Consider the following 26,800-nt stretch of genomic DNA (forward strand, 5'->3'; position numbering starts at 1 on the left):
ACCCTTTCTGGCTCTGGAGCACGATTTGCGGCCAAGTTGTTGCTCATGGGCAACACGCAGGAGCCCCCCTCGGACGGGGGTCAGAACCGGCTTTTGGCGCGATGGCGCGGGGGTTGGCGGGCGATTGTCAGGGGCAGGCGAAGCGCCATTTTTGTCACCCGGGTGTCGACAGAAATTGTCGCCTTCTCGCCACGCCACCCTCAAAAGAGATCAGTGAATCTCTTTTCCATTAGCGGCCGAGCGCGGCACGCCATCGCTTCAGGAAATCGGCACGGCGAAGCTGATCTTGATGGGCGAGTAAACCCGGGCCGACTGGAATGGGCCTGTGCGTATTGCCTAGTTCGGCGAGCAGGCGCTTGGCGGTCAGCCCGGTCTCGACGTCCTGACGCAGCGAGAAGAGGAACGCGCGGTCAGCCATGACGCTCTGGCCATCACGCGAGAGCATGAAGTCGAGCCACAGCCGCGCGGCGTTCGGCCGGGCGGCGCGGCGGGCAATGAAGGCGACGCGCGTGGCGACCAACGTGTAGTCAGTCGGCATCTTGATGGCGAGCGCGGGATTGCGATCGGCGTAGCGCGCGGCGTACGAGCCGATCACGTCGTAAGCGAGCAGGCTTTCACCAGAAGCCACGCGCTCCAGCATGGCGGCCGTCGTGATGTACAAGTTGACGTTGACGCCACCCAATGCCTTGGCAACATCCCAGAACACGGGCGATGTACGCGCATCTTCCGCAGCAAACAGGAAGGCGGAGCCCGAGTGCTCGATGTCGTACGCGGCGACGCGGCCACGCAGCAAGTCGCGATGGCTGTTGAGAATGCGGGCGAAATCGGCGTGCGTGGACGGCACCAGATCGGCGGGCAACTGGCGTGCGTTGTAGACGAAGACGACCGGCTCGTAGCTCGTGCCGTAGGCTTCGTTCTTCCAGATCGCCCAGGACGGCAGGTACGGCCGTTCGGGTGACGCATACGACAGTGCGTGGCCATCGTTGACGAGCTTGAACTGCTCGGGCATCGCCGAGCTCCACACGACGTCGGCGCCGGGTGACTTGGCGGCCAGTTCAGCGAGGAAGCGTCGATAGATGTCGTCGCTGTTCTGCTCGCGGTAGTCGACGGTGATGCCGGGGTAACGCGCCTCGAATGCGCGGATGAGCGGATGCGCGGCGGCAAAGTCCGTTGTCGAGTAGACCGTGACGCGGCCTTCGCGACGGGCAGCGTCGATCATCGCGCCGTAGTCGCGTGGGTAGTACGACGGCAGCTCGGGCGCGGGCGTGGCCAGCCATTGCGCGCGGCTTTCAAGTGAAACAGCACCTCCCGCTGCCAACAACGCGGCGGTCTGGCACAGCCAGCGGCGACGGGAATTTGGGATGGACGACATGCAAGTCAGGCCGCATCGGTTGGATGGTGTGATCGGCGATGTGGCCGGGATCAGGGCGCCACGCATTATCATGAAAAAGCACACAGAACGATATTGAGAGACACCCGATGCGGATCTTGCTGGTGGAGGATGAGGACGAATTGGCGGCGTGGCTGGCGCGTGCGCTGGCACAAAGCGGCTTCGTGATCGAGCGCGCGGCTGATGGCGTGATCGCGGAAGCGTTCCTCGGCTCCGGAGAGTTTGACGCGGTGGTACTGGACCTGCGCCTGCCACGCAAGGACGGTTTTGCGGTGCTGGCCGACATGCGCGCGCGCGACGACCGCACGCCGGTGCTGATCCTCACGGCGCAGGGCGCGCTGGATGAGCGCGTGCGCGGCTTGAACGCGGGCGCGGATGATTTCCTCACCAAACCGTTCGCGCTGTCCGAGCTGGAAGCGCGACTGATGGCGCTGATCCGCCGCAGCCGCGGCCGGGCGTTCCCGCGCCTGCGCTGCGGGCCACTGGAGTTCGACACCGGGCGCAAGGCGTTCCTGCTATCGGGCGAACCGCTATCGCTCACGCCGCGCGAGCACGCTGCGCTGTCGGCGCTGCTGCATAAGACCGGCCAGCCGATCGCCAAGGTGCATCTGTTCGACAAGGTGTTCAACCTCGACAGTGATTCAAGCCCCGATGCAGTGGAGGTGGTCGTGCACCGCCTGCGCAAGAAGCTGGCGGGCACGGGCGTGCAGATCGTCACCGTGCGCGGCCTCGGCTACATGCTCGAAGCCGGTACCAGCGACACCGACACCGCCGGCGACAGCACCACCTCATGAAGCAACGCCTTGCCCTGCTGCCGCGCAGCCTGAAGCTCACGCTGCTGTGGCTGCTGCTACCCGGGTTGATCGGCGTGCTGGCGATCGACATCGTGACGGCGTACCAGGCGCTGCGCAGCGCGACTGACCGCGCGTACGACCGTGCCCTGCTCGGCTCGGTGCGCGCCATCGAGAACGGCGTGACGATCGAGCGGGGGCAGGTGCAAGTCAACGTACCGTATGTGGCGCTGTCGATGTTCGAGTCGACCGCGCAGAGCAGCGTCTACTATCGCGTCGCCTTCGAACCCGCACCGGGCAAAGCCCCCGAGGCCGCGCTCACCGGGTATGACGACTTGCCACTGCCCACCACGCGCCTGGAAAACGACACCGAGTTTTTCTACGACGCGCTGTATCACGGTGAGCCGGTGCGCGTAGCTGCCGTCGCTAAGCCGCTGTATCAGCCGGGGCTGCCAGCGCGCATCGTGATTCAGGTGGCCGAGACCATCGAGACGCGGCGCGCGCTGCAGCAAGCCGTCTGGCGAGGCACGCTGCTGCGCGATGCGGCACTGGTAGTGGTGAGCGCGGCGCTGCTGTGGCTGGGCGTGACCGTGGCGTTGCGGCCGCTAAACCGCCTTGCGCGCAGCATCGCCGTCCGCGCCTCCGACGACTTGCGGCCGCTCGACGCGACCGATGTGCCCGCCGAGGTGCGTCCGCTGGTGGAAGCGATCAACCACCACATCCATCGCTACGCAGAACTGGCGGAAGCGCAAAGCCAGTTCCTCGCCGACGCATCGCATCAGATGCGCACGCCGCTGGCAGTGCTGCTCACGCAAGCCGAGTACGCGCTGCGCGAGACCGATCCGGTGCGTGTGCGTGAAAGCCTCACGGCCATCATCGCGCGGTTGCAGTCGACCAACCGGCTGACCTCGCAGTTGCTCGCGCTCGCCCGCGCGCGCCATGCGGGGCAGGATGCACCGGCCGAGACCTTCGACCTGGGCGAGCTGGCGCGCGACGTAGTGGTCGACGCATTGCCGCTGGCACGCGAGAAGCAACAAGACCTGGGATGGGACGATGCGGGGCTCACCACGCCGCTGTCCGTCACAGGCTATCCGGCGTTTCTGCGCGAGGCCCTCTCCAACCTTGTGCACAACGCGATCCGCTACACGCCGGCGGGCGGGCGCATCACCGTGCGGGCGATTGCTGATGGCGACACCGCGCTCGTCTGCGTGGACGACACCGGCCCCGGCATGAGCGCCGACGAACGCGCGCACGCATTCCAGCGCTTCCGCCGTGCGCATGAGGGCGGTGGTCGTGCGGGTAAACCCAGGAGCGCGCCGAAAGATGCGCGCTATGCAGCCGAGGGCTCTGGCCTGGGACTGGCCATTGCACGGGCCTATGCGGCCCGCAGCGGCGGGCAGATCGAACTGGCCGATGGCGAGCCGAACGGGCATGGCGGCGTGGGATTGTCGGCGCGGATTCGCGTGCCGCTTACACCATCGGCAACGTCTCCTGAGCATGCTGCAACGCAGCAGCCGCAATGAAAGCGTGGCGAAAGCGCGCGATTTCTATAATCCGCCGCACCTGGGGCCATCCGTCCGAGCTACACGCAACAAGCCATAAGTAGCCGGCCCCACACCATCACAAGCAAACAGGAGACAAACCCATGCTTCGTGGCCGCATTTTGCCCCGTCTTGTGCCCGCGCACGCCGCTCTCGTTTCGATTGCTGCTGCCGCTCTGACCCTCAGCACCGCTGCACTCGCACAAGTCCCGGCTGGCTATCCCGCCAGCTACGCCGACACCATCGCCGCCGCCAAGAAAGAAGGCAAGGTCGTGGTCTACGCAACGACTGACACCAAGGCCGCAGATCCGCTGATCAAGGACTTCGAGTCGCTCTACCCCGGCGTGAAGGTCGAGTACAACGACATGAACAGCAGCGAGCTGTACAACCGCTTCATCAGCGAGCAGGCCGCCGGCGGCGCCTCGGCTGACATGATGTGGAACTCGTCGATGGACTCGCAGCTCAAGCTCGCGCAGACCTACGCGATGAAGTACGACTCGCCGGAAGTGCCGAACCTGCCGACCTGGGCCGTCCACAAGGGCATCGCCTACGGCACGACGTATGAGCCGGCCGTGTTCCTGTACAACAAGCGCCTCATCAAGGATTCGGAAGTGCCGCAAACGCACGCCGATTTCGCCAAGCTGGTCAGCAGCCAGCCCGAGCGCTTCAAGAACAAGGTCACGACGTACGACATCGAGAAGTCCGCCGTGGGCTTCATGATGGCCGCGCAGGACAACCAGGATTCGCCGCAGTACTTCGACTTCATCAAGGCCGTTGGCCCGAACCTGGTGCTGCAGTCGTCCACCGGCACGATGATGGAGCGCGTGGCCTCGGGCGAGAACCTGGTGGCCTATAACATCCTCGGCTCGTACGCGATTGCGCGCGCCAAGAAGGATCCGTCGATCGGCATCGTCTATCCGAAGGACTACACGCTGGTGGTCTCGCGCGTGGCGATGATCGCCAAGAAGGCGAAGAACCCGAACGCGGCCAAGCTGTGGCTGGACTACATCCTGTCCAAGCGCGGCCAGGACATCCTCGCCAACAAGTCGGACCTGCACTCGCTGCGTGACGACGTGACGGGCGAAGCGACCGCCGCCGGCCTGAAGAAGATCCTCGGCAACTCCATCAAGCCGATTCCGGTGGACGAGTCGATCCTGACGTTCCTGGAACCGAAGAAGCGCCTGGACTTCATCAAGCAATGGCGCACCGCCGCCGGCCGTTGATCTGCTGACTTGCTGATCACGACTCCTCTCATCTGACCGACCTGCCGGCGCCATCCGTACCTGGCGCCGGCTCCTCTTGGAGGCACCATGCGTTCTCTAGCGCAAGACCGTGCCGCCGCTTCGCAAGTCTCCCTCAAGCGCTCGCCCTGGACGCGTGTGGGACAGGCTTTGCCGCGCGGCGTGGTCATCCTGCTTACCGCGCTGGCGATTTTCACGCCGCTGGCGCTGATCTTCTACCAGAGCTTTCTGTCCGCGCCGTTCTTCATGCCCGACGCGCTGGCGGGGCTCGATGCGTATCGATTCATCTTCGATGATCCGGATTTCTGGCACGCATTCGAAAAGTCCGCCGCGCTGGCCCTCGGCCTGGCGGTGATCTCGGTGCCGCTGGGCGGCATGCTGGCCTTCCTGATGGTGCGCTCAGACCTACCCGGCCGCCGCATCATCGAGCCGATGCTGATGATCCCGGTGTTCGTTTCGCCGATGGTGCTGGCCTTCGGCTACGTGGTGTCGGCCGGCCCGGTCGGCTTCTACACGATCTGGTTCAAGCACATCTTCGGTGGCGTGCCCTGGAACGTGTATTCGTTCACCAGCATCATCATCATCGCGGGCCTGACGCACGTGCCGCACGTGTATCTGTATGTGTCGTCTGCACTGCGCAGCCTGGGCTCGGACGTGGAAGAGGCGGCGCGTATCGCGGGGGCCTCGCCACTGTCAGTGATGCTTAACGTGAGCCTGCCGATGGTGCGCCCCGCCCTGCTGTATGCAGCCGTGCTGGTGGTCTTCCTCGGCTTCGAGGTGTTCGGCCTGGTGCTGGTGCTGGGCGATCCGGAAGGCCACCTCGTGCTGGCCACGTACCTGTACAAGCTGACCAACAAGCTCGGCACGCCGGCCTATCACCTGATGGCGGCCGTGGCGGTGTGCTTGGTGATGGTGACGTTCCCGCTGGTACTGCTGCAGCGCTACATGCTGAAGTCGGCCAACCGCTTCGTCACGGTCAAGGGCAAGGTCACGCGCAGCCGTCCGCTGCCTCTGGGCTCGTGGCGCTGGCCGGCGTGGGCGGTGGTGGTGCTGTGGTTCTTCATCTCGGTGGTCGTGCCGCTGTCGGGCATTGCGCTGCGCGCCTTCGTGTCGAACTGGGGTGAAGGCGTGTCGCTCACGGATGCTGTGTCGCTGACGGCCTTCCATCAAATCTTCGAGCAGCCCCAGTTCCTGCGCGCGATGATCAACACGGTGCTGATCGGCGTGATCGGCGGTGCCATCGCCGTGGCTTGCTACACGTGCATCGGCCTGGCCATGCACCGCAAGCCGGACGGCTGGACGCGCTTCCTCGATTACAGCGTGCTGGTGCCCCGCGCGATTCCGGGCCTGCTGGCCGGTCTGGCCTTCCTGTGGGTGTTCCTGTTCGTACCGAACTGGATCGAGACCTTGCTGACCGACAGCAGCGTGCCCTTCGCCAACTGGATCATCGAGCACGTCGTGCCGAGCCTGCGCGATCTACGCAGCACGATCTTCAGCGTGTGGATTGCCTACACGGTGGTGTGGATGGCTTACGGCCTGCGGCTGATCTCGGCCGCGCTGCTGCAAGTCGGCCCAGAGCTGGAAGAAGCTGCGCGCTCGGTGGGTGCCAGCCGCGCCCGCACCACGCGCGACGTGACCGTGCCGCTCACGCGCTACGGCCTGCTCGGCGCCTGGCTGCTGATCTTCCTGATTTTCGAGCGCGAGTACTCGACCGGTGTGTACCTGCTCTCGCCGGGCACCGAGACGATCGGCTCGATGCTGGTTTCCCTGTGGGCGGGCGGCGCCATCGATATCGTCGCCGCGCTGTCCTTCGTCAATATCGTGCTAGTGGCCGTCGGCCTCGGCATCGCACTGCGTTTCGGGGTAAAGCTCCATGATTGAACTCACTGTCAACGACCTGCACCTGCAATACGGCAACAACCCGGTCCTCAAGGGTGTCTCGATGCAGCTGCAGAAGGGCGAGGTCGTCTCGCTGCTGGGCCCGTCCGGTTCGGGCAAGACCACGCTGTTGCGTGCCGTCGCCGGCCTGGAACAGGCCAGCCAGGGCACCGTCCAGATTGGCGATCGCGTCATGTTCGACGGCGCCAAGAAGCTCGACGTGCCGGCCGAAGGGCGCAACCTGGGCCTGGTGTTCCAGTCCTACGCGCTGTGGCCGCACAAGACCGTGGCCGAGAACGTTGCGTACCCGCTCAAGCTGCGCAAGACACCGTCCGCGCAGATCAAGGAACGCGTGCAGGCCGTGCTGCAGCAACTGGGCCTCGGCCATCTGGGCGAGCGCTTCCCGAGCCAGCTCTCCGGCGGCCAGCAGCAGCGCGTGGCGATTGCCCGTGCGCTGGTCTACAACCCGCCCGTGATCCTGCTCGATGAGCCGCTCTCCAACCTCGACGCCAAGCTGCGCGAAGAAGCCCGTGCCTTCCTGCGCGAGCTGATCGTGCGCCTGGGGCTCTCCGCGTTGATGGTCACACACGACCAAAGCGAAGCGATGGCCATGTCCGACCGCATCCTGCTACTGAACAACGGCGTGATTGAACAGCAAGGCACGCCCGAGCAGATGTACGGCGCGCCTGAGACGCTCTTCACCGCCGAGTTCATGGGCAGCAACAACCGCGTCAACGGCAAGATCGCTGAAGTGCGCGACGGCATGGCCCGTCTGGTGGACGAGGCAGGTGGTTGGTCGCTGTGGGGTGTGGCGCGCGGCGATCTGAAGCCGGGCGCGTCGGCTCATGGCGTGATTCGTCTGGAGCAGGTGCGCGTGGGTGTGGACAACGCAGACAACACGATCCACCTACCCTTGGCGACGCGCATGTATCTGGGTGACCGCTGGGAATGCCTGTTCCGCGCCAGCGGTGCGGCGGGCACGGGCCTGCGTGCCTACGCCAGTAGCGCTCCGAGCGATGGCCAGTACGCGCTGACCTTCCCGCGCGAGCAGTTCTGGTTGTACGCCGCATAAGCGGTTTCAACGGCAACAAAAAAGGCAGCTTCGGCTGCCTTTTTCTTTGGACCTTTCGATGATCGGTGGATCAGTCCTTCACCACCGGAAGATGTTCGGGGTCAGCCGCAGGTGCCACGGTCTTGCGCAGGAAGATGGCCGCCAGGATCAGTCCCAGCTCATACAGCAGCCACAGCGGCACGGCCAGCAGCAGTTGCGACATCACATCGGGCGGCGTGACGACCGCTGCAATCACAAATGCGCCCACCACCACATACGGCCTTGCCTGGCGCAGCTTTTCCAGGCTGACGATGCCAAAGCGCACCAGCACCATCACCACCACGGGCACCTCAAAAGTGATGCCGAACGCCAGGAACGTGGTCATCGCAAAGCTGAGGTACTTGTCGATGTCGGTCGACATCTCCGCGCCCAGCGGCGCGTTGTAGTGCGCCATCACCTTGAACACGGTCGGGAAGACGAGGAAGTACGCAAACGCGACGCCGCACAGGAACAGGATGTAGGTGCTGACCACCAGCGGCATGATCATGCGCTTCTCGTGCGAGTACAGGCCCGGCGCCACGAAGCGCCAGATCTGATACAGCACCCACGGCAACGCGATCAGAAAGGCCGCCAGGAGCGTCACCTTCATCGGCACGAAGAACGAGCCGGTGACGTCCGTCACGATCATGTGGCCGTTCTTGGGCAGCGCCTGAATCAACGGCCTCGAGAACAGGTTGAAAATGTCCGGCGCCCAGTAGACTAGGCCCAGAAAGATCAGCAGCACGCCCGCACCGGCCTTGACGATGCGCTCGCGCAGCTCGACCAGGTGCGAGATGAAGGTTTCCTGCGCGCCGTCCTCGGGCGATTGCGGATCGAGCGGAGCGGCACTCATGTCGGCTGGATGGGGATGCGGTCAGAGCACCCGGCGGTGGGCGCTCGGAGAATCATTCGAAGAAGGAACGCCCACGCGATTGCGCGGCAACGATGGGCGGACGGTGACGCTTGACGCGTGCCGCGCCCGATTGCGCCCACATGCGCACGCCCTGCTTCTGGCGATACCACTTGGGCATCGAGAGCTGCTTGTTGCGCCAGCTGTTGCGGCCGTTGCGTGACTTGCCCGGTGCCGGGCGCCAGTCGGGGGCGGAAGTGGCAGTCTCGCGCAGCGCCGGATCGCCGAGCGCCTCGTTCAGGCGTTCGTTGATTTCCGACGTGTGCTTGCTGACTTCCTGGTGGATGGTCTGCTCGACATTGCGCGCGGCCTGCTCAAAGTCGGTGCGCATCTTGCGCAGCTCTTCGAGTTCGATCTCGCGGCTCACCTCGGCCTTCACATCGGCGATGTAACGCTGCGCGCGGCCGAGCAAGGCGCCAGCGGTGCGCGCCACCTTGGGCAAGCGCTCCGGCCCGATGACGACGAGCGCCACCATGCCAATCAACGCCAGCTTGGAAATACCGAGATCGATCATCGGTCAGCGTGCGATGGTGCTCAGCCTTGCTTGGACTTGTCGCGCGCTTCGACGTCGATCGTCGTCGCGTCGTGCAGCTCGCGCGGCGGCTGGCCGGCGGTCTGTTGCGGTTGTTGCGAACCTGCCGGCTTGTCTTCCTGGCCTTCGCGCATGCCGTCCTTGAAGCCCTTCACGGCGCTGCCCAGGTCCGAACCGATGTTGCGCAGCTTCTTCGTGCCGAACACCATCATGATGATCACCAGCACGATCAGCCAGTGCCAAATGCTAAAGGAACCCATGTCCTACTCCCACGTAAATACGACTGGTGACGCCGCAGCGATGGCGGCGCCATTGGTTGATTACTGATTGGCGTACATCGGCTTGCTGTCGTTCAGGTACAGCCAGCCCTTCACAATACGATACAGCATCCAGATACCCAGAACCCAAAGCACCGCAAAGCCGATAAAGGCCAGCGGAATGAGCATCACTCCGATCACACCCCATAGTACGCACCACCAGAACGAACGGATCTGCCAACGAAAGTGCGACTCGTACAGCGTGCCGCGCACATCGTCGCGCTTAACATACCCGACGATGATGGCAATCAATGCAGTGATGCCGCCGGTCAACCAAAAAATGGCGTAGAGCGCATACAGGATATGCGTCAGCCGTCGCAGCCCGGCCAGACGTTCTTCGTCTGTCGTCACTGTCACTGCCGATCCGTAGTTGTCCACGCTGCCTCCCTGCGACGATTCGTCACCGATCAGTCACCTGCGGCGTCGCGAGCTTGCGACTTGCGCAACGCCTTCTCTTCCAATCCTGAGAGTCCTTCGCGGCGCGCCAGTTCGTTGACCACGTCATCCGGCGTGAGATCAAAGTGCGACAGCAGCACCATGGTGTGGAACCACAGGTCCGCCACTTCGTAGACAACCTTGCTGCGTGCCTCGTCGGTCATGCCGGCAGCGCGGGCATCCTTGGCGGCCATGACCGTCTCGGTGGCCTCTTCGCCGATCTTTTTGAGGATGGCGTCGTCGCCCTTGTTGAACAGGCGGGCGATGTAGCTCTTGTCCGGGTCGCCGCCGTTGGCGAGCTTGCGGGATTCGAGCACCTCGCCTAGGCGGCGCAGGGTGTCACTCATGGTTGTGGCCAGGCTTGCCGGCGTAGATGTCGTCAGGATTCTTGAGCACGGGCTCAACGGTGTGCCAATCGCCGTCTTCTGCGTTGCCCTCGAACTTCTGGAAGAAGCACGCGTGGCGGCCAGTATGGCAGGCGATCCCGCCGACTTGTGTGACACGAAGCAAAACCACGTCTTCGTCGCAGTCCAGGCGGATTTCGTGCACCTGCTGGATGTGCCCGGATTCCTCGCCCTTGTGCCACAGACGCTTGCGCGAACGCGACCAGAACACGGCTTCGCCGGTTTCCACGGTCTTCTGAAGCGCCTCACGGTTCATGAAGGCGAACATCAGCACATCGTTGCTGCCCTGCTCCTGCACGATCACCGGCACGAGGCCGTTGTCGTCCCAGTGGACCTTGTTCAGCCACTTCTTGCTCATGATCCGATCCGTACTGGAATGCCTTTCTCAGCCATGAATTGCTTGGCCTGGCCGACGGTGTATTCACCGTAGTGGAAGATGCTGGCGGCCAGCACCGCATCGGCGTGGCCTTGCTGGATACCGTCAGCCAGATGCTGCAGGTTGCCGACGCCGCCAGAGGCGATGACCGGCACCGGCACGGCGTCCGATACAGCACGCGTGAGGTCGAGGTCGAAACCAGCCTTGGTGCCGTCGCGATCCATGCTGGTGAGCAGAATCTCGCCGGCGCCGCGTTGCGCCATTTCGCGTGCCCAGGCCACGGCGTCCAAGCCCGTGCCCTTGCGTCCGCCATGCGTGAACACTTCCCAGCGCGGCGCTTCGCCTTCGGCCGACACCTTCTTGGCGTCGATCGCCACGACGATGCACTGCGCGCCATGGCGGGCGCTGGCGTCCGACACGAGCTGCGGATTCGACACCGCCGACGAGTTCATGCTGATCTTGTCCGCACCCGCGTTGAGCAGTCGACGCACATCTTCCAGCGCGCGGACGCCGCCACCGACCGTGAGCGGAATGAAAACCTGCGATGCCACCGCCTCGATGATGTTCAGCATCAGGTCGCGCCCGTCAGACGTGGCCGTGATGTCGAGGAACGTGATTTCGTCGGCGCCCTGCTCGTCGTAGCGGCGCGCGATTTCAACGGGGTCGCCCGCGTCGCGCAATTCGACGAAGTTGACGCCCTTGACCACCCGGCCGTTGGTCACGTCCAGGCAGGGGATGATTCGTTTGGCTAGCATGATGAGTCGGGCGCCGGAGCACCCGTTGAGCGCCGCTTATTGAGTACGAATTAAGCGGCGCCGAGTTTGTCCGCGAGAGCTTGCGCTTCCTTGAAGTTCAGATCGCCGGAGTAGATAGCGCGACCACAGATCACGCCTTCCACGCCATATTCTTCGACCGCACACAGGTGGTCGATATCCTTCAGGTTGGACAAGCCGCCGCTGGCGATCACTGGAATCTGCACCGACTGCGCGAGCTTGAGCGTGGCCTCGATGTTGATGCCCTGCAGCATGCCGTCGCGGCCGATGTCGGTGTAAATGATGCCTTCGACGCCGTAGTCCTCGTACTTCTTGGCCAGATCCACCACTTCATGGCCGGTGAGCTTGCTCCAGCCGTCGGTGGCGACCTTGCCGTCCTTGGCGTCGAGCCCGACGATGATGTGGCCGCCAAACGCAGTGCACGCGTCCTGCAGGAAGCCCGGATTCTTCACCGCCGCCGTGCCGATGATCACGTACGACAGACCGTCGTCCAGCCAGCGCTCGATGGTGTTCAGATCGCGGATGCCGCCGCCGAGCTGCACCGGAATCTCATCGCCCACTTCGGCGATGATGGCCTTGATGGCGGCCTCGTTGCGCGGCTTGCCCACGAAAGCGCCGTTCAGATCGACAAGATGCAAGCGGCGCGCGCCCTGTTCGACCCAATGCCGCGCCATGGCAGCGGGGTCTTCCGAGAACACGGTGGCTTGATCCATATCGCCTTGCTTGAGGCGCACACACTGACCGTCCTTCAGGTCGATGGCGGGGATGAGCAGCATAGTCGTAACGACAAAGTTGAGGGGGTGGGGTTAAACGGGATTCAGCAGCAAGGTCTGCGACGGCGACGCCGAGCTCACGGATTCCAGTGCACGAAATTCCGGTAGATCTGCAGGCCGGCTTGCGCACTTTTTTCCGGGTGAAACTGTGTTGCAAAAATATTATCCCGGGCGATGGCACAGGTAAACCGCACGCCGTATTCGGTCTCTCCGACCGATTCTGCGGCGTTGGCGGGCCGTGCATAGTAGCTGTGCACGAAATAGAAGTAACTCTGATCGGGCACACCTTCCCAGAGAGCATGGGCGCGGGTCTGATGCACGCGGTTCCACCCCATCTGAGGCACTTTGTACCGCGAACCGTCCGGCTGCAACTGGCCGTCCAGTTCAAAGCGGACCACTTCGCCCTTGATCAGGCCGAGGCCCGGCGTGTATTCCTGGCCGGCGCGCGCTTCGGTACTGCGCTCGAGCAGCATTTGTTCGCCCACGCACACGCCGAGCATCGGTTTGGTGCGAGACGCTTCCAGCACAGCATCGCGCAGACCGGATTGGTCGAAGGCCGCCATGCAGTCGGGCATGGCACCCTGCCCCGGCAGCACCACGCGGTCGGCGGCGCGAATTTCGTCGGCTTGCGCACTGATGCGCACATCGGCCTCCGGAGCAACGGCCATCAGGGCCTGCGCCACCGAGCGCAGATTACCCATGCCGTAATCGACGATTGCGATCTTAGTCATGACTTCACTTAGGACTTAAGTACGGGCAACAGGGTTTTCAACCCGTCTACGATGAATTCCACGGCCAGCGCCGCCAAGATCAAACCCATCAACCGCGTGCCAACGTTGATGCCGGTGCGACCAATCACGCGGGCGATCGGCTCGGCGGCGCGCAGCACAATCCAGACCACCAGCGCGATTCCCACGCCCACGCCGGCCAGCAGAAACAGCTCCCACCAGTGTTTGGTCTTGCCCGCATAGACGATCACCGTGCTGATCGAGCCAGGGCCCGTGAGCAGCGGAATCGCCAGCGGCACGACGGCAATGCTCGCCTTGGCGCCGGCCTCGTCCTCTTCTTCGGGCGTGGCCTTGGTGCGGCTGGTCTGCGCGTTCAGCATGTTCAGCGCGATCATGATCATGATGATCCCGCCACCCACCTGCAACGAACCGACCGAAAACCCGAAAAAGCCGATGATCTGCTCGCCCAGCAACGCCGACAGGCCAATCACGATCGCCACCGAAATCGCGGCAACCTTGATGGTGCGGCGCTTTTCCTCATCCGTCTGGCTTTCGGTCAGGCTGATGAAGAACGGGATCGCGCCGATCGGGTTGATCAGCGCGAGCAGCGAGAAAAAGCTCTTGGTCAGATCCATCGGATCGGTGGCCGTTTTTGGAGTCGGGTAGGCGCGGCCAGGCCGACGCGGTGGATCAGAGTGCGCCCTTGGTCGACGGAATGGTGCCAGCAGCACGCGGATCGATCTCGACCGCCATGCGCAGCGCGCGGCCAAAGGCCTTGAACACGGTTTCGATCTGGTGATGCGCGTTGATGCCGCGCAGGTTGTCGATATGCAGCGTCACGCCGGCATGGTTGACGAACCCGCGGAAGAATTCGATGGACAGGTCCACGTCAAAGTTGCCGACGCGCGCACGCGTGAACGGCACGTGGAACTCCAGGCCCGGACGGCCGGAGAAGTCGATCACCACGCGCGACAGGGCTTCGTCCAGCGGCACGTAGCTGTGGCCGTAGCGCACGATGCCCTTCTTGTCGCCGATGGCCTTGGCAACCGCCTGGCCAAGCGTGATGCCGACGTCTTCCACGGTGTGGTGATCGTCGATATGGGTGTCGCCAGTGGCCGAAACGTCCAGGTCGACCATGCCGTGACGGGCGATCTGATCGAGCATGTGGTCGAGGAAGGGGACGCCGGTGTTCAGCGTCTGCTTGCCCGTGCCGTCCAAATCAAGGGCGACGCGGATCTGCGTTTCAGAGGTGTTGCGAGTGACCTCGGCACGGCGGCTCATGGGGCTTCCTGCAGCGATGCGGCGAAGGCATCGAGAAATTGCGCGTTTTCTTCGGGATTGCTGACCGTCACGCGCAGACAGTTGGCCAGCAACGGGTGCATTTTACTGACGTTTTTGATGAGAACCCGCCGTTTTAGCAGGCGATCGAACATTTCCGCTGCATCGGGTACGCGCACTAGGATGAAGTTGGCGGCGCTCGGGAAGACTTCAACACCCGGCAGCGCAGCCAGCGCGTCGATCAGCTTGGTCCGCTCGGCGCGCAGGGTCGCTGCCTGGGCATCGAGCACATCCACGTGTTCGAGCACGAACTGGGCGGTCGCCTCGGTCAGCACGTTGATGTTGTACGGCGGACGCACCTTGTCCAGCTCAGCAATCCACTTCGGATGGCCGGCCACGTAGCCCAGGCGGATGCCGGCCAGGCCCAGCTTGGAGACGGTGCGCATCACCAGCAGGTGGTCGAAGTCCGGCAGGCGCGGCATCCAGCTGTGCTGCGCAAATGGCTGGTAGGCCTCGTCGACCACCACCAGGCTCTGGCAGACCGGCCCGCGTGCAGCGCGGATGATGGCATCCATGTCGGCGGCGTCGAACAGGTTGCCGGTCGGGTTGTTCGGATACGCCAGATAGATGACGGCGGGCTGGTGCTCAGCCATGGCGGCCAGCATCGCTTCGCGGTCGAGCGTCAGGTCGACCTTGAGCGGCACGCCGACAAAGTTCAGCCCCAGCAACTGCGCCGACATCGCGTACATCACGAAGCCCGGCAGCGGGGCCAGCACGGTCGCGCCCGGCTTGGCTGCGGCGATGGCGATGAGGCTGATGATCTCGTCCGAACCGTTGCCCAGCAGCACTTCAGAGCCGACCGGCACGTGCATCACGCGCTTGAGCTGCGCCTTGAGCGCGTCGGCGGTCGGCACCGGGTAACGGTTGAGTGCGACATCAGCCAGGCGCTTGCCCAGCGCATCGCGCAGCATCGCCGGCAGCGGGTACGGGTTCTCCATCGCGTCCAGCTTGACCATGCCGGTGGCGTCGGGCACGTGATACGCGCCCATCGCGCGCACGTCGTCGCGCACGATACGGGCGAGCAGCTCGTCAAGCGAAGGCTGGTCTGGAGCGGCGGTCATTGTGAGGCGGTTGGCGTTATTCGGATTTCGGGGTCAGGCGGTATTCGGCGCTGCGTGCGTGGGCTTGCAAGCCTTCGCCGTAGGCCAACTCGGCGGCGATCTCGCCCAGCATCTGCGCGCCGGCTTCGCTCACCTCGATCAGGCTCGAACGCTTGATGAAGTCGTACACGCCCAGCGGCGACGAGAAACGCGCCGTGCGCGAAGTCGGCAACACGTGGTTCGGGCCCGCGCAGTAATCGCCCAGCGATTCGCTGGTGTACTTGCCAAGGAAGATCGCGCCCGCGTGGCGGATGCGCTCGGCCCATTGGCGCGGGTTCTCGGCGGAGATTTCCAGATGCTCCGGCGCGATGTCGTTGGCGATCTCGCAGGCCTCTTCCATGTCACGCACCTTGACCAGTGCGCCACGGCCCGACAGCGATTCGGCGATCACGTTGCGGCGGGGCATGTCTTCAAGCTGGCGGTTGATGCTGGCTTCCACCTGCGCGATGAACTCGGCGTTCGGGCACAGCAGGATCGACTGCGCGAGTTCGTCGTGCTCGGCTTGCGAGAACAGGTCCATCGCCACCCAGTCCGGGTCGGTCGTGCCGTCGCAGATGACGAGGATTTCCGAGGGACCGGCAATCATGTCGATGCCGACCGTGCCGAACACGCGGCGCTTGGCGGCCGCCACATACGCGTTGCCCGGGCCGACGATCTTGTCGACCGCAGGGACGGTGTCCGTGCCATAGGCCAGCGCACCCACAGCCTGCGCGCCGCCGATCGTGAACACGCGGTCCACCCCGGCGATGCAGGCGGCAGCCAGCACCAGCTCGTTGCGGACGCCACCCGGCGTGGGCACCACCATGATGATTTCTTTGACGCCGGCCACGCGTGCCGGAATCGCGTTCATCAGCACCGACGACGGATACGCCGCCTTGCCGCCCGGCACGTAGATGCCCACGCGATCGAGCGGCGTGACCTTCTGGCCGAGGACGGTGCCGTCAGCTTCTGCGTATTCCCAGCTGTGCGTGCCGCACTCGAGCTTCTGCTTCTCGTGGTACGCACGCACGCGGGCGGCGGCCGCTTCCAGTGCCGCGCGGCGCTTGGGCTCCAGGCCGTCCAGCGCGGTTTGCAGCACGGTGGGCGACAGTTCCAGCGCGGCCACGCTATCGGCTTCGATGCGGTCAAAGCGTTGCGTGGCTTCCAGCACGGCGGCATCGCCGCGGGCTTTCACGTCGGCCAGGATCTGCGCGGCAGCGCGGTCGATGGCTTCGTCTTCGCTCGCCTCGAAAGCGAGCACCTGGCGCAGTTGCGCCGCGAATCCGGCTTCGGCCGAATCCAGCTTACGGATACTCAGGCTCATGCGGGTTCCCCAACAAGCGCGTCCTTGGCGGAAGCGCGCTCGAAAGCGTCGAGGATCGGTGCCAGCCGCTCGCGCTTCAACTTCAGCGCAGCCTGGTTGACGACCAGTCGGGACGAGATCTGCACGATCTCTTCCACCTCGACGAGGTTGTTCGCGCGCAGCGTGCCGCCGGTGCTGACCAAGTCGACGATGGCATCGGCCAGGCCCACCAGCGGGCCCAGCTCCATCGAGCCGTACAGCTTGATCAGGTCGACGTGCACGCCCTTCTTGGCGAAGTGCTCGCGCGCGGTATTCAGATACTTCGTCGCCACCGACAGGCGCGCGCCCTGGCGCACCGCGTTGGCGTAATCGAAGCCCTTGGGCACCGCCACCGACATGCGGCAGCGTGCGATGTTCAGGTCGATGGGCGCATACAGGCCCGCCATGCCGTGCTCCATCAGCACGTCACGGCCGGCCACGCCGAAGTCCGCCGCGCCGTACTGCACGTAGGTCGGCACGTCGGAGGCACGCACGATGATCACGCGCAGCGCCGGGTCTGACGTCGGCAGGATCAGCTTGCGCGAGGTTTCCGGATCTTCGGTCACCTCGATGCCGGCGGCCTTCAGGAGCGGCAGCGTCTCTTCAAAGATGCGGCCCTTGGAGAGCGCCAGCGTGAGCTGATCGGGAGCGGACTGGAGTGCGTTCATGGCCTGCTTGTTCCTTACCTTACGCCTGGATGCGGCGAATCTTCGCGCCGACGGCGGAGAGCTTGTCCTCGATGCGGTCGTAGCCGCGGTCGAGGTGATAGATGCGGTCGACCAGCGTCTCGCCCTGCGCGATCAGGCCGGCAATGACGAGGCTGGCGGAGGCACGCAGATCGGTCGCCATGACGGTTGCGCCCGACAGATGCTCGACGCCCGTTACCACGGCCGTCTTGCCATCGATGACGATGTTGGCGCCCAGGCGGTTCAGTTCCTGCACGTGCATGAAGCGGTTTTCAAAGATCGTCTCCGTCACCGTGGCAGAACCTTCGGCGATGGCGTTGAGCATCATGAACTGCGCCTGCATGTCGGTCGGGAACGCCGGGTATTCCGAGGTGCGGAAGCTCACGGCCTTCGGGCGGCCGGTCATCTGCACGCGGATCCAGTCGTCGCCCGTGGTGAGCGTCACGCCGGCTTCGCGCAGCTTGTCGAGCACGGCATCGAGGATGCCCGGCGGCACGCCGCGCAGCGTCACGTCGCCGCCGGCCGCCGCCACGGCGCACAGGAAGGTGCCGGCTTCGATGCGGTCGGCAATCACCGTGTGCTCGGCGCCGTGCAACGCTTCTACACCCTGGATCACCAGGCGGTCCGTACCGATGCCTTCGATGCGCGCGCCCATCTTCACGAGCAGGTTGGCGAGGTCGGTCACTTCCGGCTCGCGGGCTGCGTTTTCCAGCACGGTTTCGCCGTCGGCCAGCGCGGCGGCCATCAGCAGGTTTTCGGTGCCGGTCACCGTCACCATGTCGGTGACGATGCGTGCGCCACGCAGGCGCTTGGCGCCTTCAGGCAGCTTGGCTTCGATGTAGCCGTGCTCGATGACGATCTCGGCGCCCATCAGCTGCAGGCCCTTGATGTGCTGATCGACCGGACGCGCGCCGATGCCACAGCCACCCGGCAGCGACACGCGTGCGTGGCCGAAGCGCGCCAGCAGCGGGCCCAGCACCAGGATCGACGCACGCATGGTCTTCACCAGGTCGTACGACGCTTCCGGCGAGTGGATGACGGCAGCGTTGAGCGTGACCTCGTGGCCGTCCAGCGTGCCCTCCACGCCCATCTGCCGCAGCAGCTTGAGCATCGTGCGCACGTCCTGCAGATTGGGCACGTTGTGCAGCACCAGCGGCTCAGGCGTCAGCAGCGCGGCGCACAGAATGGGCAGCGCGGCGTTCTTGGCGCCAGACACGCGGATTTCGCCCGACAGCGGGCCATTGCCTTCGATCAGCAGTTTGTCCATGAGCGAGACGTCTCGTCGATCACTTTGGGAGGGGCGCTCGGCGAGCGCGAGGTCGGAATCGGTGTCAGCGGTAACAACAGTGGGATCAAGCTCGGCCATCAGGACTGCCACTCCGCCGGGGTGAGCGTCTTCATGGACAGCGCATGGATCTCCGCACGCATCCGGTCACCCAGCGCCGCATACACGAGCTGGTGACGCTGGATCAACCGCTTGCCTTCAAACTGCGCGCTGACGATGGTGGCGAAGAAATGCTGGCCGTCGCCCTCGACTTCGAGGTGCTCGCACGGCAGGCCGGTTTCGATGTACTGCTTGACTTGTTCGGGTGTGGGCAACATGGCCGTCCCTTCTCCAAAAACGTTAGGGTAGTGCGTCGTGTTGGTTTTATTGACGCATCAATGGCGCAGCTTGTAGCCCGTGCGCAGCATCTGCAGGGCAATCCCCCCCACCACGACCAACGCGATCAGCATCACGCCGAGACTCGTCGCCACCGGCACATCGGACACGCCGAAGAAGCCGTAGCGGAAGCCGTCGATCATGTAGAAGAACGGGTTGGCGTGGGACACCGCCTGCCAGAACGGCGGCAGTGAATGAATCGAATAGAACACGCCCGCCAGGAAGGTGGCCGGCACGATCAAGAAATTCTGGAACGCCGCGAGCTGGTCGAACTTCTCGGCCCAGATGCCGGCGATCAGCCCCAGCGTGCCAAGCACCGCAGCGCCCAGCACGGCAAAGACGATGATCCACAGCGGCTGCGCAAAATGCAGATGCGCAAACAGCGTCGTCACGATCAGCACGCCCGTGCCCACGGCCAGGCCGCGAATGACGGACGCACACACATACGCGCCAAACATCTCCCAGTGCGACAGCGGCGGCAGCATGATGAACACCAGGTTGCCGGTGATCTTCGACTGGATGAGCGACGACGAGCTGTTCGCAAACGCGTTCTGCAACACGCTCATCATCACCAGGCCGGGCACCAGGAAGGCGGTGTAGCTCAGTTGGTCGAACACCTTCACACGGTCTTCCAGCACGTGGCCGAAGATCAGCAGGTACAGCAGCGCCGTCAGCACCGGCGCAGCCACGGTCTGGAAGCTCACCTTCCAGAAGCGCAGCACTTCCTTGTACAGCAGCGTACGGAAACCGACCCAGCGGCCCGGCAGGCTCTCGGGAATGGCGCTCATGCTGCAGGCTCCAGTGCGGTCTCGGGTGTTTGCGGCACAACGGGGATGCCGCCTTCGCGGCGCATGATCTGCACGAACACGTCTTCCAGATCAGCCTTGGCGATTTCCATGTCGTCGATCTCGCAGCCGGCCTGGCGACAGGTGGAGAGAATCTGCTCGACCTCACCGTAGCCCGACAGGCGCAAGCGCACACCGCGCTCGCCGTGGTTGCCCGGCGGCAGACGCAGCCCTTCAAGCGATGCCGGCAGTGCGCCGTTCGCGAAGCTCAGTACCAGTTGCAGCCCGGCGAATTGCGACAGCAGATTGGCCGTGCGATCGAGCGCCACCACCTCGCCAAACTTGAGCATGGCGATGCGGTCACACAGAGATTCGGCTTCCTCCAGGTAGTGCGTGGTCAGCACGACGGTGTGGCCTTCGCGATTCAGGCGCGAGATGAACTTCCACAGCGTCTGGCGCAGTTCGACGTCCACACCGGCGGTCGGCTCATCCAGCACGATCACCGGCGGGCGGTGGACCAGCGCCTGCGCCACCAGCACACGGCGCTTCATGCCGCCGGACAGCGCGCGCATGTTGGCGTCCGCTTTGCTGGTCAGATCCAGGTTGGCCATGACCTCGTCGATCCAGTCGTCGTTCTTGGTCAGGCCGAAATAGCCCGACTGCAGGCGCAACGTTTCACGCACCGTGAAGAACGGATCGAACACCAGTTCCTGCGGCACCACGCCGAGCTTGCGGCGCGCCGTGCGGTAATCGGAGACGACGTCGTGGCCGAGCACGCGCACGCTGCCGGAATCGGCACGATTCAGGCCCGCGAGGATGGAGATCAGCGTGGTCTTGCCCGCGCCGTTGGGGCCCAGCAGGCCAAAAAACTCGCCCTGCTCGACAGACAGGCTCACGCCCTTGAGCGCTTGCAACGACTTGTAGCGCTTGCGGACGTCAGCAATTTCGATGGCTTTCATGGCCGACAAAGTGAACTACCCTGCGCATCTCGTGACCGCTGATCCACATGATCATCGCGACCCCGGACGCCGCGCATGGCGGCGGCAGAGCGACAAACCCAGAATTATAGGGGAACTGCACCAACTCACGGCGGCGCGGCTTACAGCACGGCACCGGAGCTGCCAGAAGCGCGCGCAGCGCCCTGGCCGGGGCGCGGCATCGCGATGTTGGGGAAGACACTGCCCCGCACCGGACGCCGCCTCAATGTCGCGCGTGGTGGTGTTCAGCAGACGCCGGCGCAACGGCCAGCAGAGATTCGACGCCGTAAAGCGTGGCGAGATTGGACAGCGCCTCCGGGGCGCCTGCGATATCGAGTGCGATACCGGCGGACTGCGCCGTGCGCTGCCACGACAGCAGCACCGCCAGCGCGGAAGAATCGACCTTCGACAGCCCAGCACAATCGACGCGCAGCGCGGTAGTGCCGGCCCCGCGCGCTTGATCGAGCTGCACCTCGCCCTCGCGCAGAACGCGCGGCGCTTCACGGTGAGTCAGCGGGCCGGACAAGGTCAACATGGTCGAGTCAGAAAAAGAAACAGCGGTCGAGAGCGACCGCTGTGTGGATTCTACCGGAGTCCAGCTTACTTTGCCGGGCCCTTGGCGAGCTGTGCGTTGCGCTCGTCCAGGAACGACACCAGGCCGGCCACGCCGCCCTTCTTGCTGATGACATCGGCAAACTGATTCTTGTACGTTTCCGACAGCCACAGGCCGCTGATGTTGATGTCGTAGACCTTCCAGCCGTTGGCCGTCTTTTCCATGCGGTAGTCCAGGGCCACCGGCTCGCCGTTGTTGTTGACGGTCGAGCGCACCACCACGTCGGTGTCGGCCGGGTCAGCGCGGAACGGCTTGTACGTGACGGTCTGATTCTTCACGTTGGACAGCGCGCCAGCGTAGGTGCGGATCAGCAGCGTCTTGAAGCCGTCCTGAATCTGTTGCTGCTGCTCGGGCGATGCCTGGTTCCAGAAGCGGCCCATGGCGATCTGCGTGGTGCGATGGAAGTCGGCGCGCGGCACGATCTTCTGGTCGACCAGTTGGAAGACCTTCTGCATGTTGCCGCCACGCAGATCCGGGTCACCCTTGATGGTGGACAGCACATCGTCCACAGCGGTCTTGACGGTGGTTTGTGCGTCGGATTCCTGAGCGTAGACAGGAGCAACTGCCACGGCAGCCGTCAGCGCCAGGCCAGTGAACAGGGAGCGGAGGAGTTTCTTCAGCATAGCGCGTCCTTCTAGTGTGATTTCTAGGTCGCTTGCGGCACGCAAGCCGCAATCTCATTGGCAGTTAGAACAGACAGACCACAAGCGAGTTCGCCCGGGCCGGTCAGTTTTACGCCTTGTCACCTTTGAGGCGACGCTGTTACGTGTGGCGAATCAGCGGCGGAACACCGGCCAGTTAGGCGTAAAGCGCTGATACGGCGACACGGTTGCATCCCCCGTATCGGACGATTTCTTGTTGTCTTGGTCTTCGGGCAGGTTGCCGTCGTAAATCAGGTAGCGACGGCGCTGGAGATAAGCGTCACGCATGAAGGTGTACTTATCGACGGCGCCCTCTTCCAGCACGTTGCTCACGCCGAGCAAGCTGGCACGCACATCCACCACGCGCAGCGCAGCCAGCGAATACGTGATGGTGCTGTTGTGCCAGTACGTCAACGGATCCAGTTGCCAGTCAACCAAGAAGCCTGCCGTGTCACGCACGGTGCTCGGGCCAAGCAGGGGCCACACGACGTACGGACCTGCCGGCACGCCCCACACACCGAGCGTCTGGCCGAAGTCTTCCTTGTGCTTGGGCAGGCCGGCATCCGACGCAATGTCGATCAGGCCGCCCAGACCAAGCACGGTGTTGATCGCTACGCGCATCGTGTCTTCCAGCGCAGCGGTACCTTTGAGCTGCAGCAGGTTGTTGACGGCCGAATAGACGTCACCCGCGTTGGAGAAGAAGTTCGAGACGGCCGTACGCGCCGGCGACGGCACCACGTCGACATACGTTTGGGCAACCGGCTTGAGCACACCCTTGTCGAGGTCTTCGTTGATACGGAAGACTTCGCGGTTAAACGGCTCGATCGGGTCGGCCGGATTGGCGTTCGGGCCCGTGGCGCAGCCTGCCAGCAGCGAGACACCTGCCACCAGGGCCAGCGCCAAACTGCGCAATGTGTGGATGGACGTTGTTGTTTTCATCGTTTATTTGCTCCCACTGCCCTCAGCCGGCTTGGCTCCGCCGGCGTTGCTGCCGCTGCTACCAGCACCGGCATCCGCAGCCTTGCTGTAGAGGAACTGACTGATCAGGTTCTCCAGCACAACCGCCGACTGCGTCATCGTGATCTTGCTGCCGCTGGCCAGCATAGCCGAGTCACCGCCCGGCTCAATGCCGATGTACTGCTCGCCCAGCAGGCCCGAAGTCAGGATCTTGGCCGAGCTGTCCTTCGGAAACTGGTAACGCTGGTCCATGTCGAGCACGACGCTGGCCTGGTAGGTCTTGTCGTCAAACAGGATCTGCGACACGCGGCCAACCACCACGCCCGCGCTCTTGACCGGCGCGCGCACCTTCAAGCCACCGATGTTGTCGAAGGCGGCCTTCACCTGGTAGGTCTTGGAAAAGGAGAACGCGCTCATGTTGCCGGCCTTGAGCGCCAGGAACAGCAGCGCCACGATGCCCACCAGCACGAACAATCCGACCCAGAAATCGAGGAGGCTCTTACGCATGATTCTTTCTCGTTGAATGTCCGACGTGTCAGCTGAACATCAGCGCCGTCAGCACAAAGTCCAGCGCCAGCACAGCCAGCGACGCGATCACCACGGTACGGGTCGTTGCACGCGACACGCCTTCGGGCGTCGCCTTAGCCTCGTAGCCCTGATAGAGCGCGATGAAGGTCACGGCCACGCCGAACACCACACTCTTGATGACGCCGTTGACGACGTCGTCCATCACATCCACACCGGCCTGCATCTGCGACCAGAACGCACCAGGGTCCACGCCGATCAGGCCCACGCCGACAAAGTATCCGCCCAGAATACCGACCGCGCTGAAGATCGCGGCCAGCAGCGGCATGGCAATGAAGCCCGCCCAGAAGCGCGGCGCCAGCACGCGGGCCAGCGGGTCGACGGCCATCATTTCCATGGCGATCAGCTGCTCGCCGGCCTTCATCAGGCCGATTTCAGCGGTGAGCGACGTGCCAGCGCGGCCGGCAAACAGTAGCGCCGTCACCACCGGGCCCAGCTCACGCACCAGCGACAGCGCCACCAGCAGGCCCAGCGCCTGCTCGGAACCATAGCGATTGAGCGTGTAGTAACCCTGCAGCCCCAGCACGAAGCCGACAAACAGTCCCGACACGGCGATGATGATGAACGAATCGTTGCCAATGAAGCGCAGTTGCTCGATCACCAGGCGCGGGCGGCGCAGCACGTCGCCTGAGGCGGCGAACAGCGCGAACAGCGTACGGGTCGCGTAGCCGAGACGGCTGATCAGCCCGCGGACGAGGAAGCCGATGGAGGAAATCATCGCCCACCTCCGTTCTTGCCCAGGCCGAAGTCCTCGGCCAGCGGCACGCCCGGATAGTGGAACGGCACGGGGCCGTCCGCCTCGCCGTGCACGAACTGGCGCACGAACGGATCCGTCGAGGCGGTCAACTCGGCCGGTGTGCCCTCGGCGGCAATACCACCGTTGGCGATGAAATAGACGTAGTCGGCGATGTGGAACGTCTCCTGCACATCGTGCGAGACGATGATGCTGGTCGCGCCCAGCGCGTCGTTCAGCTTGCGGATGAGCGAGGCGGTGAGGCCCAGCGAGATCGGGTCTAGCCCGGCGAACGGCTCGTCGTAGAGGATGAGCGATGGGTCCAGCGCAATCGCGCGGGCGAGCGCCACGCGCCGCGCCATGCCGCCGGAAATCTGCGAGGGCATCAGGTCGCGCGCGCCGCGCAGGCCGACGGCATTGAGCTTCATCAGCACGAGATCGCGGATCAGCAACTCGGGCAGTTCGGTGTGCTCACGCAGCGGAAATGCCACATTGTCGAACACCGACATATCCGTAAACAGCGCGCCAAACTGGAACAGCATGCCCATCTGGCGGCGAGCAGCGTACAGCGCAGGCTTATCCATGGCGCCGACGTCCTGGCCGTGCACGCGCACGGTGCCGGCAGCCGCACCAACCTGCCCGCCGATCAGGCGCAGGATCGTCGTCTTGCCGCAGCCCGAGCCGCCCATGACGGCCACCACGCGACCCTTGGGCACACGCATGCAGAGGCCGGACAAGATGCTCCGCGCGCCTGGCTGGTAGGCGAAATCGACCTGATCAAGCTCGACGACGGCGTTGGTAGGCTGGGTGGACACGGTGGAGTTCGGTGCTGAGGGCTCGGCAGGTTGGCGGCCCTAGGTGACGCTTGAGGCGGGCCGCATCTTGTTATGTTCGCTAGCCGTACCGGCTCGATACGGCCCGCCATTATAGGTGGAAACCCGTGCAGCCCGTCAGTCACTCCATGCTTACCTACAGTTTGTGTGGCTTGAGCGCTGCGCTGCTGGCGCGTGGCCTTGCGGGCCGCTGAAAGTGGTGTACAAGGCGTGGCGCCCCATCCATCACTCGCCGGTATCGACACGCAGATCCACCTGACGGATCAGCGACTGCCAGTGGCTGGCGTCGCGCCGCGCAGCTTGGGCGAGGGCGTCGGAAGCATTCCACTCTGGCTCGAAGCCCCCAGCGCGCAATGTGGCGAGAACATCGCTTGAGGTCAGCGCGCGGCGGAATTCAGCTGCGGCGCGCATCGACAGCGGCTTGGGCGTACGCGCCGGCATGAATGCCCCAACCCATGCGCTGTAGTCAAACCCGGCGAGCCCCGCCTCGCGCAAGGTCGGCGTGGTGGGCGCGAACGATGAACGCGCCGATCCCGTCACGCCCAGCAGCCGCAGTTGGCCGCTGGACACCCCCGTCGACAGACTCGGATAGCAGGCGAAGCACGCCGCCATGCGCCCTGCCAGCACCTGCTGCACGAGCCCCGCCTCACCCCGGACGGCCACGTGCGGCGCGTGAAAAGCGTAGTCGCGCACAAACCGCTCGGCGACCAAATGAGCCCAAGTGCCGATGATGTCCGAACCGCAATTGACGGAAACGGATTCCCCGCGCGCCTGGGCAATCAGCTCACTCACCGAGGTGATGGGCAACCGCGCATCGATCGCCAGGAACAGCGGCAGCGTGGCCACCATGGCCACCGGCTGGAAATCGCGCAGCGGATCATAGGGCGCGGGCTCCAGCGCCGGCTGAACAACAAAGGTGGTTTGCTGGAGCAACAGCGTATGGCCGTCGGACGGCGCACGCGCGACCAGATCACCGGCGGCCATGCCGTTGGCGGCTGGGCGATCGTCAACGTCGGCCAAGCGACCGATTTGCTGCTGTAGTTGCACTGCCAGCGCCCGGGCCACGGCATCGAACACGCTGCCCTCGGCAGCCGGCACGACCAGGCGCAGCGGATGCGAAGGGTAGCCGAGCAGTTCCGCACGCGCCGGCAGCACCAATGCAGCCGGCAGCGTCCCCAGCCAGGCAATAGCCCGGCGTCGCCGCAAGTCGGGGGCGTCGGGCACATCGGCGGGCAGGTTGCGGGCACGGGCTCGCATCGTGGCTTGGAGGTTGGAGGGGCATTTCATTCTAGAAATCCGCCCTGCCGCGCTGAACCCCGGTAAACCATGTCGATGTAAACCATGAGACATAGCGCCATCGTCACAGTGGGCGCCGCACCAAAAGAAAAAGCC

Annotated in this window: 31 protein-coding genes; 5 read left to right on the forward strand and 26 right to left on the reverse strand. The window is 64.4% G+C overall.

From position 1 onward, the window contains the following. Positions 1–229 precede the first annotated feature (229 nt). Positions 230–1,372 (reverse strand): ABC transporter substrate-binding protein, encoded by a 1,143-nt coding sequence (locus ACS13N_RS05145; protein WP_438930691.1) that lies wholly within the window; start codon positions 1,370–1,372, stop codon positions 230–232. Between the two features lie 107 nt (positions 1,373–1,479). Here ACS13N_RS05145 and ACS13N_RS05150 point away from each other — a divergent pair, with 107 nt between their 5' ends. The 5 genes from ACS13N_RS05150 (at position 1,480) to ACS13N_RS05170 (ending at position 7,913) form a co-directional block, all read left to right on the forward strand. Then, positions 1,480–2,184, forward strand: coding sequence for a response regulator (locus ACS13N_RS05150; protein WP_438930692.1), 705 nt, complete (start codon positions 1,480–1,482; stop codon positions 2,182–2,184). After that, the gene (locus tag ACS13N_RS05155; RefSeq protein WP_438930693.1) at positions 2,181–3,704 is read left to right on the forward strand and encodes a sensor histidine kinase; all 1,524 of its coding nucleotides are present in this window, start codon (positions 2,181–2,183) and stop codon (positions 3,702–3,704) included. Before ACS13N_RS05150 ends, ACS13N_RS05155 begins: the two co-directional genes overlap by 4 nt. A gap of 122 nt (positions 3,705–3,826) precedes the next feature. After that, positions 3,827–4,945, forward strand: coding sequence for an ABC transporter substrate-binding protein (locus ACS13N_RS05160; protein ID WP_438930694.1), 1,119 nt, complete (start codon positions 3,827–3,829; stop codon positions 4,943–4,945). Between the two features lie 87 nt (positions 4,946–5,032). After that, entirely contained in the window at positions 5,033–6,844 is a 1,812-nt protein-coding gene (locus tag ACS13N_RS05165) for an ABC transporter permease (RefSeq protein WP_438930695.1), read from the forward strand. Further along, positions 6,837–7,913 carry an ABC transporter ATP-binding protein gene (locus ACS13N_RS05170; RefSeq protein ID WP_438930696.1) on the forward strand — a complete coding sequence of 359 codons (1,077 nt, stop codon included), beginning with the start codon at positions 6,837–6,839 and terminating at the stop codon, positions 7,911–7,913. The genes ACS13N_RS05165 and ACS13N_RS05170 overlap by 8 nt, the downstream gene beginning before the upstream one ends. Positions 7,914–7,983: 70 nt before the next feature. On the opposite strand, the gene tatC is transcribed toward ACS13N_RS05170, so the two are convergent. The 25 genes from tatC to ACS13N_RS05295 all read right to left on the reverse strand — a co-directional run bounded on the left by tatC (position 7,984) and on the right by ACS13N_RS05295 (position 26,665). After that, on the reverse strand, positions 7,984–8,784 hold the full coding sequence (tatC, locus tag ACS13N_RS05175; protein ID WP_438930697.1) for a twin-arginine translocase subunit TatC: 801 nt from the start codon (positions 8,782–8,784) through the stop codon (positions 7,984–7,986). A 52-nt stretch (positions 8,785–8,836) separates the two neighbouring features. Further along, positions 8,837–9,355 (reverse strand): Sec-independent protein translocase protein TatB, encoded by a 519-nt coding sequence (gene tatB / locus ACS13N_RS05180; RefSeq protein ID WP_021197516.1) that lies wholly within the window; start codon positions 9,353–9,355, stop codon positions 8,837–8,839. Between the two features lie 20 nt (positions 9,356–9,375). Continuing rightward, the gene (gene tatA, locus ACS13N_RS05185) at positions 9,376–9,633 is read right to left on the reverse strand and encodes a Sec-independent protein translocase subunit TatA (protein ID WP_004634617.1); all 258 of its coding nucleotides are present in this window, start codon (positions 9,631–9,633) and stop codon (positions 9,376–9,378) included. Positions 9,634–9,693: 60 nt separating this feature from the next. Then, the gene (locus ACS13N_RS05190) at positions 9,694–10,068 is read right to left on the reverse strand and encodes a DUF4870 family protein (protein ID WP_438930698.1); all 375 of its coding nucleotides are present in this window, start codon (positions 10,066–10,068) and stop codon (positions 9,694–9,696) included. A gap of 29 nt (positions 10,069–10,097) precedes the next feature. Continuing rightward, on the reverse strand, positions 10,098–10,472 hold the full coding sequence (locus ACS13N_RS05195) for a phosphoribosyl-ATP diphosphatase (protein ID WP_169340178.1): 375 nt from the start codon (positions 10,470–10,472) through the stop codon (positions 10,098–10,100). After that, on the reverse strand, positions 10,465–10,887 hold the full coding sequence (gene hisI / locus ACS13N_RS05200; RefSeq protein ID WP_438930699.1) for a phosphoribosyl-AMP cyclohydrolase: 423 nt from the start codon (positions 10,885–10,887) through the stop codon (positions 10,465–10,467). Before hisI ends, ACS13N_RS05195 begins: the two co-directional genes overlap by 8 nt. Beyond that, positions 10,884–11,660, reverse strand: coding sequence for an imidazole glycerol phosphate synthase subunit HisF (gene hisF / locus ACS13N_RS05205; RefSeq protein ID WP_438930700.1), 777 nt, complete (start codon positions 11,658–11,660; stop codon positions 10,884–10,886). The genes hisI and hisF overlap by 4 nt, the downstream gene beginning before the upstream one ends. Positions 11,661–11,710: 50 nt before the next feature. Next, a complete protein-coding gene (gene hisA, locus ACS13N_RS05210) occupies positions 11,711–12,454 on the reverse strand; it encodes a 1-(5-phosphoribosyl)-5-[(5-phosphoribosylamino)methylideneamino]imidazole-4-carboxamide isomerase (protein WP_438930701.1) in 744 nt (247 codons plus the stop codon). Between the two features lie 74 nt (positions 12,455–12,528). Beyond that, complete coding sequence (gene hisH, locus ACS13N_RS05215; RefSeq protein WP_438930702.1) at positions 12,529–13,182, reverse strand: imidazole glycerol phosphate synthase subunit HisH; 654 nt, start codon at positions 13,180–13,182, stop codon at positions 12,529–12,531. A gap of 8 nt (positions 13,183–13,190) precedes the next feature. After that, positions 13,191–13,814, reverse strand: a complete 624-nt coding sequence (locus ACS13N_RS05220; protein ID WP_438930703.1) for a MarC family protein — start codon at positions 13,812–13,814, stop codon at positions 13,191–13,193. Between the two features lie 55 nt (positions 13,815–13,869). Further along, a complete protein-coding gene (hisB, locus tag ACS13N_RS05225) occupies positions 13,870–14,460 on the reverse strand; it encodes an imidazoleglycerol-phosphate dehydratase HisB (RefSeq protein ID WP_438930704.1) in 591 nt (196 codons plus the stop codon). Next, positions 14,457–15,578, reverse strand: a complete 1,122-nt coding sequence (gene hisC, locus ACS13N_RS05230; protein WP_438930705.1) for a histidinol-phosphate transaminase — start codon at positions 15,576–15,578, stop codon at positions 14,457–14,459. Before hisC ends, hisB begins: the two co-directional genes overlap by 4 nt. Positions 15,579–15,594: 16 nt before the next feature. Then, positions 15,595–16,920 (reverse strand): histidinol dehydrogenase, encoded by a 1,326-nt coding sequence (hisD, locus tag ACS13N_RS05235; RefSeq protein ID WP_438930706.1) that lies wholly within the window; start codon positions 16,918–16,920, stop codon positions 15,595–15,597. After that, entirely contained in the window at positions 16,917–17,606 is a 690-nt protein-coding gene (gene hisG / locus ACS13N_RS05240; protein WP_438930707.1) for an ATP phosphoribosyltransferase, read from the reverse strand. The genes hisD and hisG overlap by 4 nt, the downstream gene beginning before the upstream one ends. A gap of 19 nt (positions 17,607–17,625) precedes the next feature. Next, positions 17,626–18,891, reverse strand: a complete 1,266-nt coding sequence (gene murA, locus ACS13N_RS05245) for a UDP-N-acetylglucosamine 1-carboxyvinyltransferase (protein WP_438930708.1) — start codon at positions 18,889–18,891, stop codon at positions 17,626–17,628. A gap of 98 nt (positions 18,892–18,989) precedes the next feature. Next, the gene (locus ACS13N_RS05250; RefSeq protein ID WP_199030423.1) at positions 18,990–19,226 is read right to left on the reverse strand and encodes a BolA family protein; all 237 of its coding nucleotides are present in this window, start codon (positions 19,224–19,226) and stop codon (positions 18,990–18,992) included. Positions 19,227–19,283: 57 nt separating this feature from the next. Next, positions 19,284–20,072, reverse strand: a complete 789-nt coding sequence (locus ACS13N_RS05255; RefSeq protein WP_021197530.1) for an ABC transporter permease — start codon at positions 20,070–20,072, stop codon at positions 19,284–19,286. Further along, positions 20,069–21,028, reverse strand: a complete 960-nt coding sequence (locus ACS13N_RS05260) for an ABC transporter ATP-binding protein (protein WP_438930709.1) — start codon at positions 21,026–21,028, stop codon at positions 20,069–20,071. Before ACS13N_RS05260 ends, ACS13N_RS05255 begins: the two co-directional genes overlap by 4 nt. Before the next feature lie 241 nt (positions 21,029–21,269). Beyond that, the gene (locus ACS13N_RS05265; RefSeq protein WP_438930710.1) at positions 21,270–21,581 is read right to left on the reverse strand and encodes an STAS domain-containing protein; all 312 of its coding nucleotides are present in this window, start codon (positions 21,579–21,581) and stop codon (positions 21,270–21,272) included. Positions 21,582–21,646: 65 nt separating this feature from the next. After that, positions 21,647–22,282 (reverse strand): MlaC/ttg2D family ABC transporter substrate-binding protein, encoded by a 636-nt coding sequence (locus tag ACS13N_RS05270; RefSeq protein ID WP_438930711.1) that lies wholly within the window; start codon positions 22,280–22,282, stop codon positions 21,647–21,649. A 153-nt stretch (positions 22,283–22,435) separates the two neighbouring features. After that, a complete protein-coding gene (locus tag ACS13N_RS05275; protein ID WP_438930712.1) occupies positions 22,436–23,239 on the reverse strand; it encodes an MlaA family lipoprotein in 804 nt (267 codons plus the stop codon). 3 nt (positions 23,240–23,242) lie between these two features. Next, the gene (gene mlaD, locus ACS13N_RS05280) at positions 23,243–23,764 is read right to left on the reverse strand and encodes an outer membrane lipid asymmetry maintenance protein MlaD (protein ID WP_438930713.1); all 522 of its coding nucleotides are present in this window, start codon (positions 23,762–23,764) and stop codon (positions 23,243–23,245) included. Positions 23,765–23,792: 28 nt separating this feature from the next. Further along, the gene (mlaE, locus tag ACS13N_RS05285) at positions 23,793–24,560 is read right to left on the reverse strand and encodes a lipid asymmetry maintenance ABC transporter permease subunit MlaE (protein ID WP_048935318.1); all 768 of its coding nucleotides are present in this window, start codon (positions 24,558–24,560) and stop codon (positions 23,793–23,795) included. Next, positions 24,557–25,390: an ABC transporter ATP-binding protein gene (locus tag ACS13N_RS05290; protein WP_438930714.1), complete on the reverse strand. Its 834-nt coding sequence runs from the start codon at positions 25,388–25,390 to the stop codon at positions 24,557–24,559. The genes mlaE and ACS13N_RS05290 overlap by 4 nt, the downstream gene beginning before the upstream one ends. 243 nt (positions 25,391–25,633) lie before the next feature. Next, entirely contained in the window at positions 25,634–26,665 is a 1,032-nt protein-coding gene (locus ACS13N_RS05295) for a Bug family tripartite tricarboxylate transporter substrate binding protein (protein ID WP_438932794.1), read from the reverse strand. Between the last annotated feature and the right edge of the window lie 135 nt (positions 26,666–26,800).

It is taken from the genome of Ralstonia sp. 24A2 (assembly GCF_051783885.1).
Classification (GTDB): domain Bacteria; phylum Pseudomonadota; class Gammaproteobacteria; order Burkholderiales; family Burkholderiaceae; genus Ralstonia.

Coding starts and splice junctions, on each gene's coding strand:
- ACS13N_RS05150 (WP_438930692.1), top strand. CDS start 1,480: ATGCGGATCTTGCTGGTGGAGGATGAGGACGAATTGGCGGCGTGGCTG.
- ACS13N_RS05255 (WP_021197530.1), bottom strand. CDS start 20,072: ATGAGCGCCATTCCCGAGAGCCTGCCGGGCCGCTGGGTCGGTTTCCGT.
- hisH (WP_438930702.1), bottom strand. CDS start 13,182: ATGACTAAGATCGCAATCGTCGATTACGGCATGGGTAATCTGCGCTCG.
- ACS13N_RS05165 (WP_438930695.1), top strand. CDS start 5,033: ATGCGTTCTCTAGCGCAAGACCGTGCCGCCGCTTCGCAAGTCTCCCTC.
- ACS13N_RS05275 (WP_438930712.1), bottom strand. CDS start 23,239: ATGAAAACAACAACGTCCATCCACACATTGCGCAGTTTGGCGCTGGCC.
- mlaD (WP_438930713.1), bottom strand. CDS start 23,764: ATGCGTAAGAGCCTCCTCGATTTCTGGGTCGGATTGTTCGTGCTGGTG.
- hisD (WP_438930706.1), bottom strand. CDS start 16,920: ATGAGCCTGAGTATCCGTAAGCTGGATTCGGCCGAAGCCGGATTCGCG.
- ACS13N_RS05195 (WP_169340178.1), bottom strand. CDS start 10,472: ATGAGTGACACCCTGCGCCGCCTAGGCGAGGTGCTCGAATCCCGCAAG.
- murA (WP_438930708.1), bottom strand. CDS start 18,891: ATGGACAAACTGCTGATCGAAGGCAATGGCCCGCTGTCGGGCGAAATC.
- ACS13N_RS05220 (WP_438930703.1), bottom strand. CDS start 13,814: ATGGATCTGACCAAGAGCTTTTTCTCGCTGCTCGCGCTGATCAACCCG.
- tatB (WP_021197516.1), bottom strand. CDS start 9,355: ATGATCGATCTCGGTATTTCCAAGCTGGCGTTGATTGGCATGGTGGCG.
- hisA (WP_438930701.1), bottom strand. CDS start 12,454: ATGCTGCTCATCCCCGCCATCGACCTGAAGGACGGTCAGTGTGTGCGC.
- hisF (WP_438930700.1), bottom strand. CDS start 11,660: ATGCTAGCCAAACGAATCATCCCCTGCCTGGACGTGACCAACGGCCGG.
- tatC (WP_438930697.1), bottom strand. CDS start 8,784: ATGAGTGCCGCTCCGCTCGATCCGCAATCGCCCGAGGACGGCGCGCAG.
- mlaE (WP_048935318.1), bottom strand. CDS start 24,560: ATGATTTCCTCCATCGGCTTCCTCGTCCGCGGGCTGATCAGCCGTCTC.
- ACS13N_RS05265 (WP_438930710.1), bottom strand. CDS start 21,581: ATGTTGACCTTGTCCGGCCCGCTGACTCACCGTGAAGCGCCGCGCGTT.
- ACS13N_RS05145 (WP_438930691.1), bottom strand. CDS start 1,372: ATGTCGTCCATCCCAAATTCCCGTCGCCGCTGGCTGTGCCAGACCGCC.
- ACS13N_RS05270 (WP_438930711.1), bottom strand. CDS start 22,282: ATGCTGAAGAAACTCCTCCGCTCCCTGTTCACTGGCCTGGCGCTGACG.
- ACS13N_RS05295 (WP_438932794.1), bottom strand. CDS start 26,665: ATGCGAGCCCGTGCCCGCAACCTGCCCGCCGATGTGCCCGACGCCCCC.
- tatA (WP_004634617.1), bottom strand. CDS start 9,633: ATGGGTTCCTTTAGCATTTGGCACTGGCTGATCGTGCTGGTGATCATC.
- ACS13N_RS05170 (WP_438930696.1), top strand. CDS start 6,837: ATGATTGAACTCACTGTCAACGACCTGCACCTGCAATACGGCAACAAC.
- ACS13N_RS05160 (WP_438930694.1), top strand. CDS start 3,827: ATGCTTCGTGGCCGCATTTTGCCCCGTCTTGTGCCCGCGCACGCCGCT.
- ACS13N_RS05260 (WP_438930709.1), bottom strand. CDS start 21,028: ATGAAAGCCATCGAAATTGCTGACGTCCGCAAGCGCTACAAGTCGTTG.
- hisC (WP_438930705.1), bottom strand. CDS start 15,578: ATGACCGCCGCTCCAGACCAGCCTTCGCTTGACGAGCTGCTCGCCCGT.
- ACS13N_RS05250 (WP_199030423.1), bottom strand. CDS start 19,226: ATGTTGCCCACACCCGAACAAGTCAAGCAGTACATCGAAACCGGCCTG.
- hisI (WP_438930699.1), bottom strand. CDS start 10,887: ATGAGCAAGAAGTGGCTGAACAAGGTCCACTGGGACGACAACGGCCTC.
- hisG (WP_438930707.1), bottom strand. CDS start 17,606: ATGAACGCACTCCAGTCCGCTCCCGATCAGCTCACGCTGGCGCTCTCC.
- hisB (WP_438930704.1), bottom strand. CDS start 14,460: ATGAGCCGCCGTGCCGAGGTCACTCGCAACACCTCTGAAACGCAGATC.
- ACS13N_RS05155 (WP_438930693.1), top strand. CDS start 2,181: ATGAAGCAACGCCTTGCCCTGCTGCCGCGCAGCCTGAAGCTCACGCTG.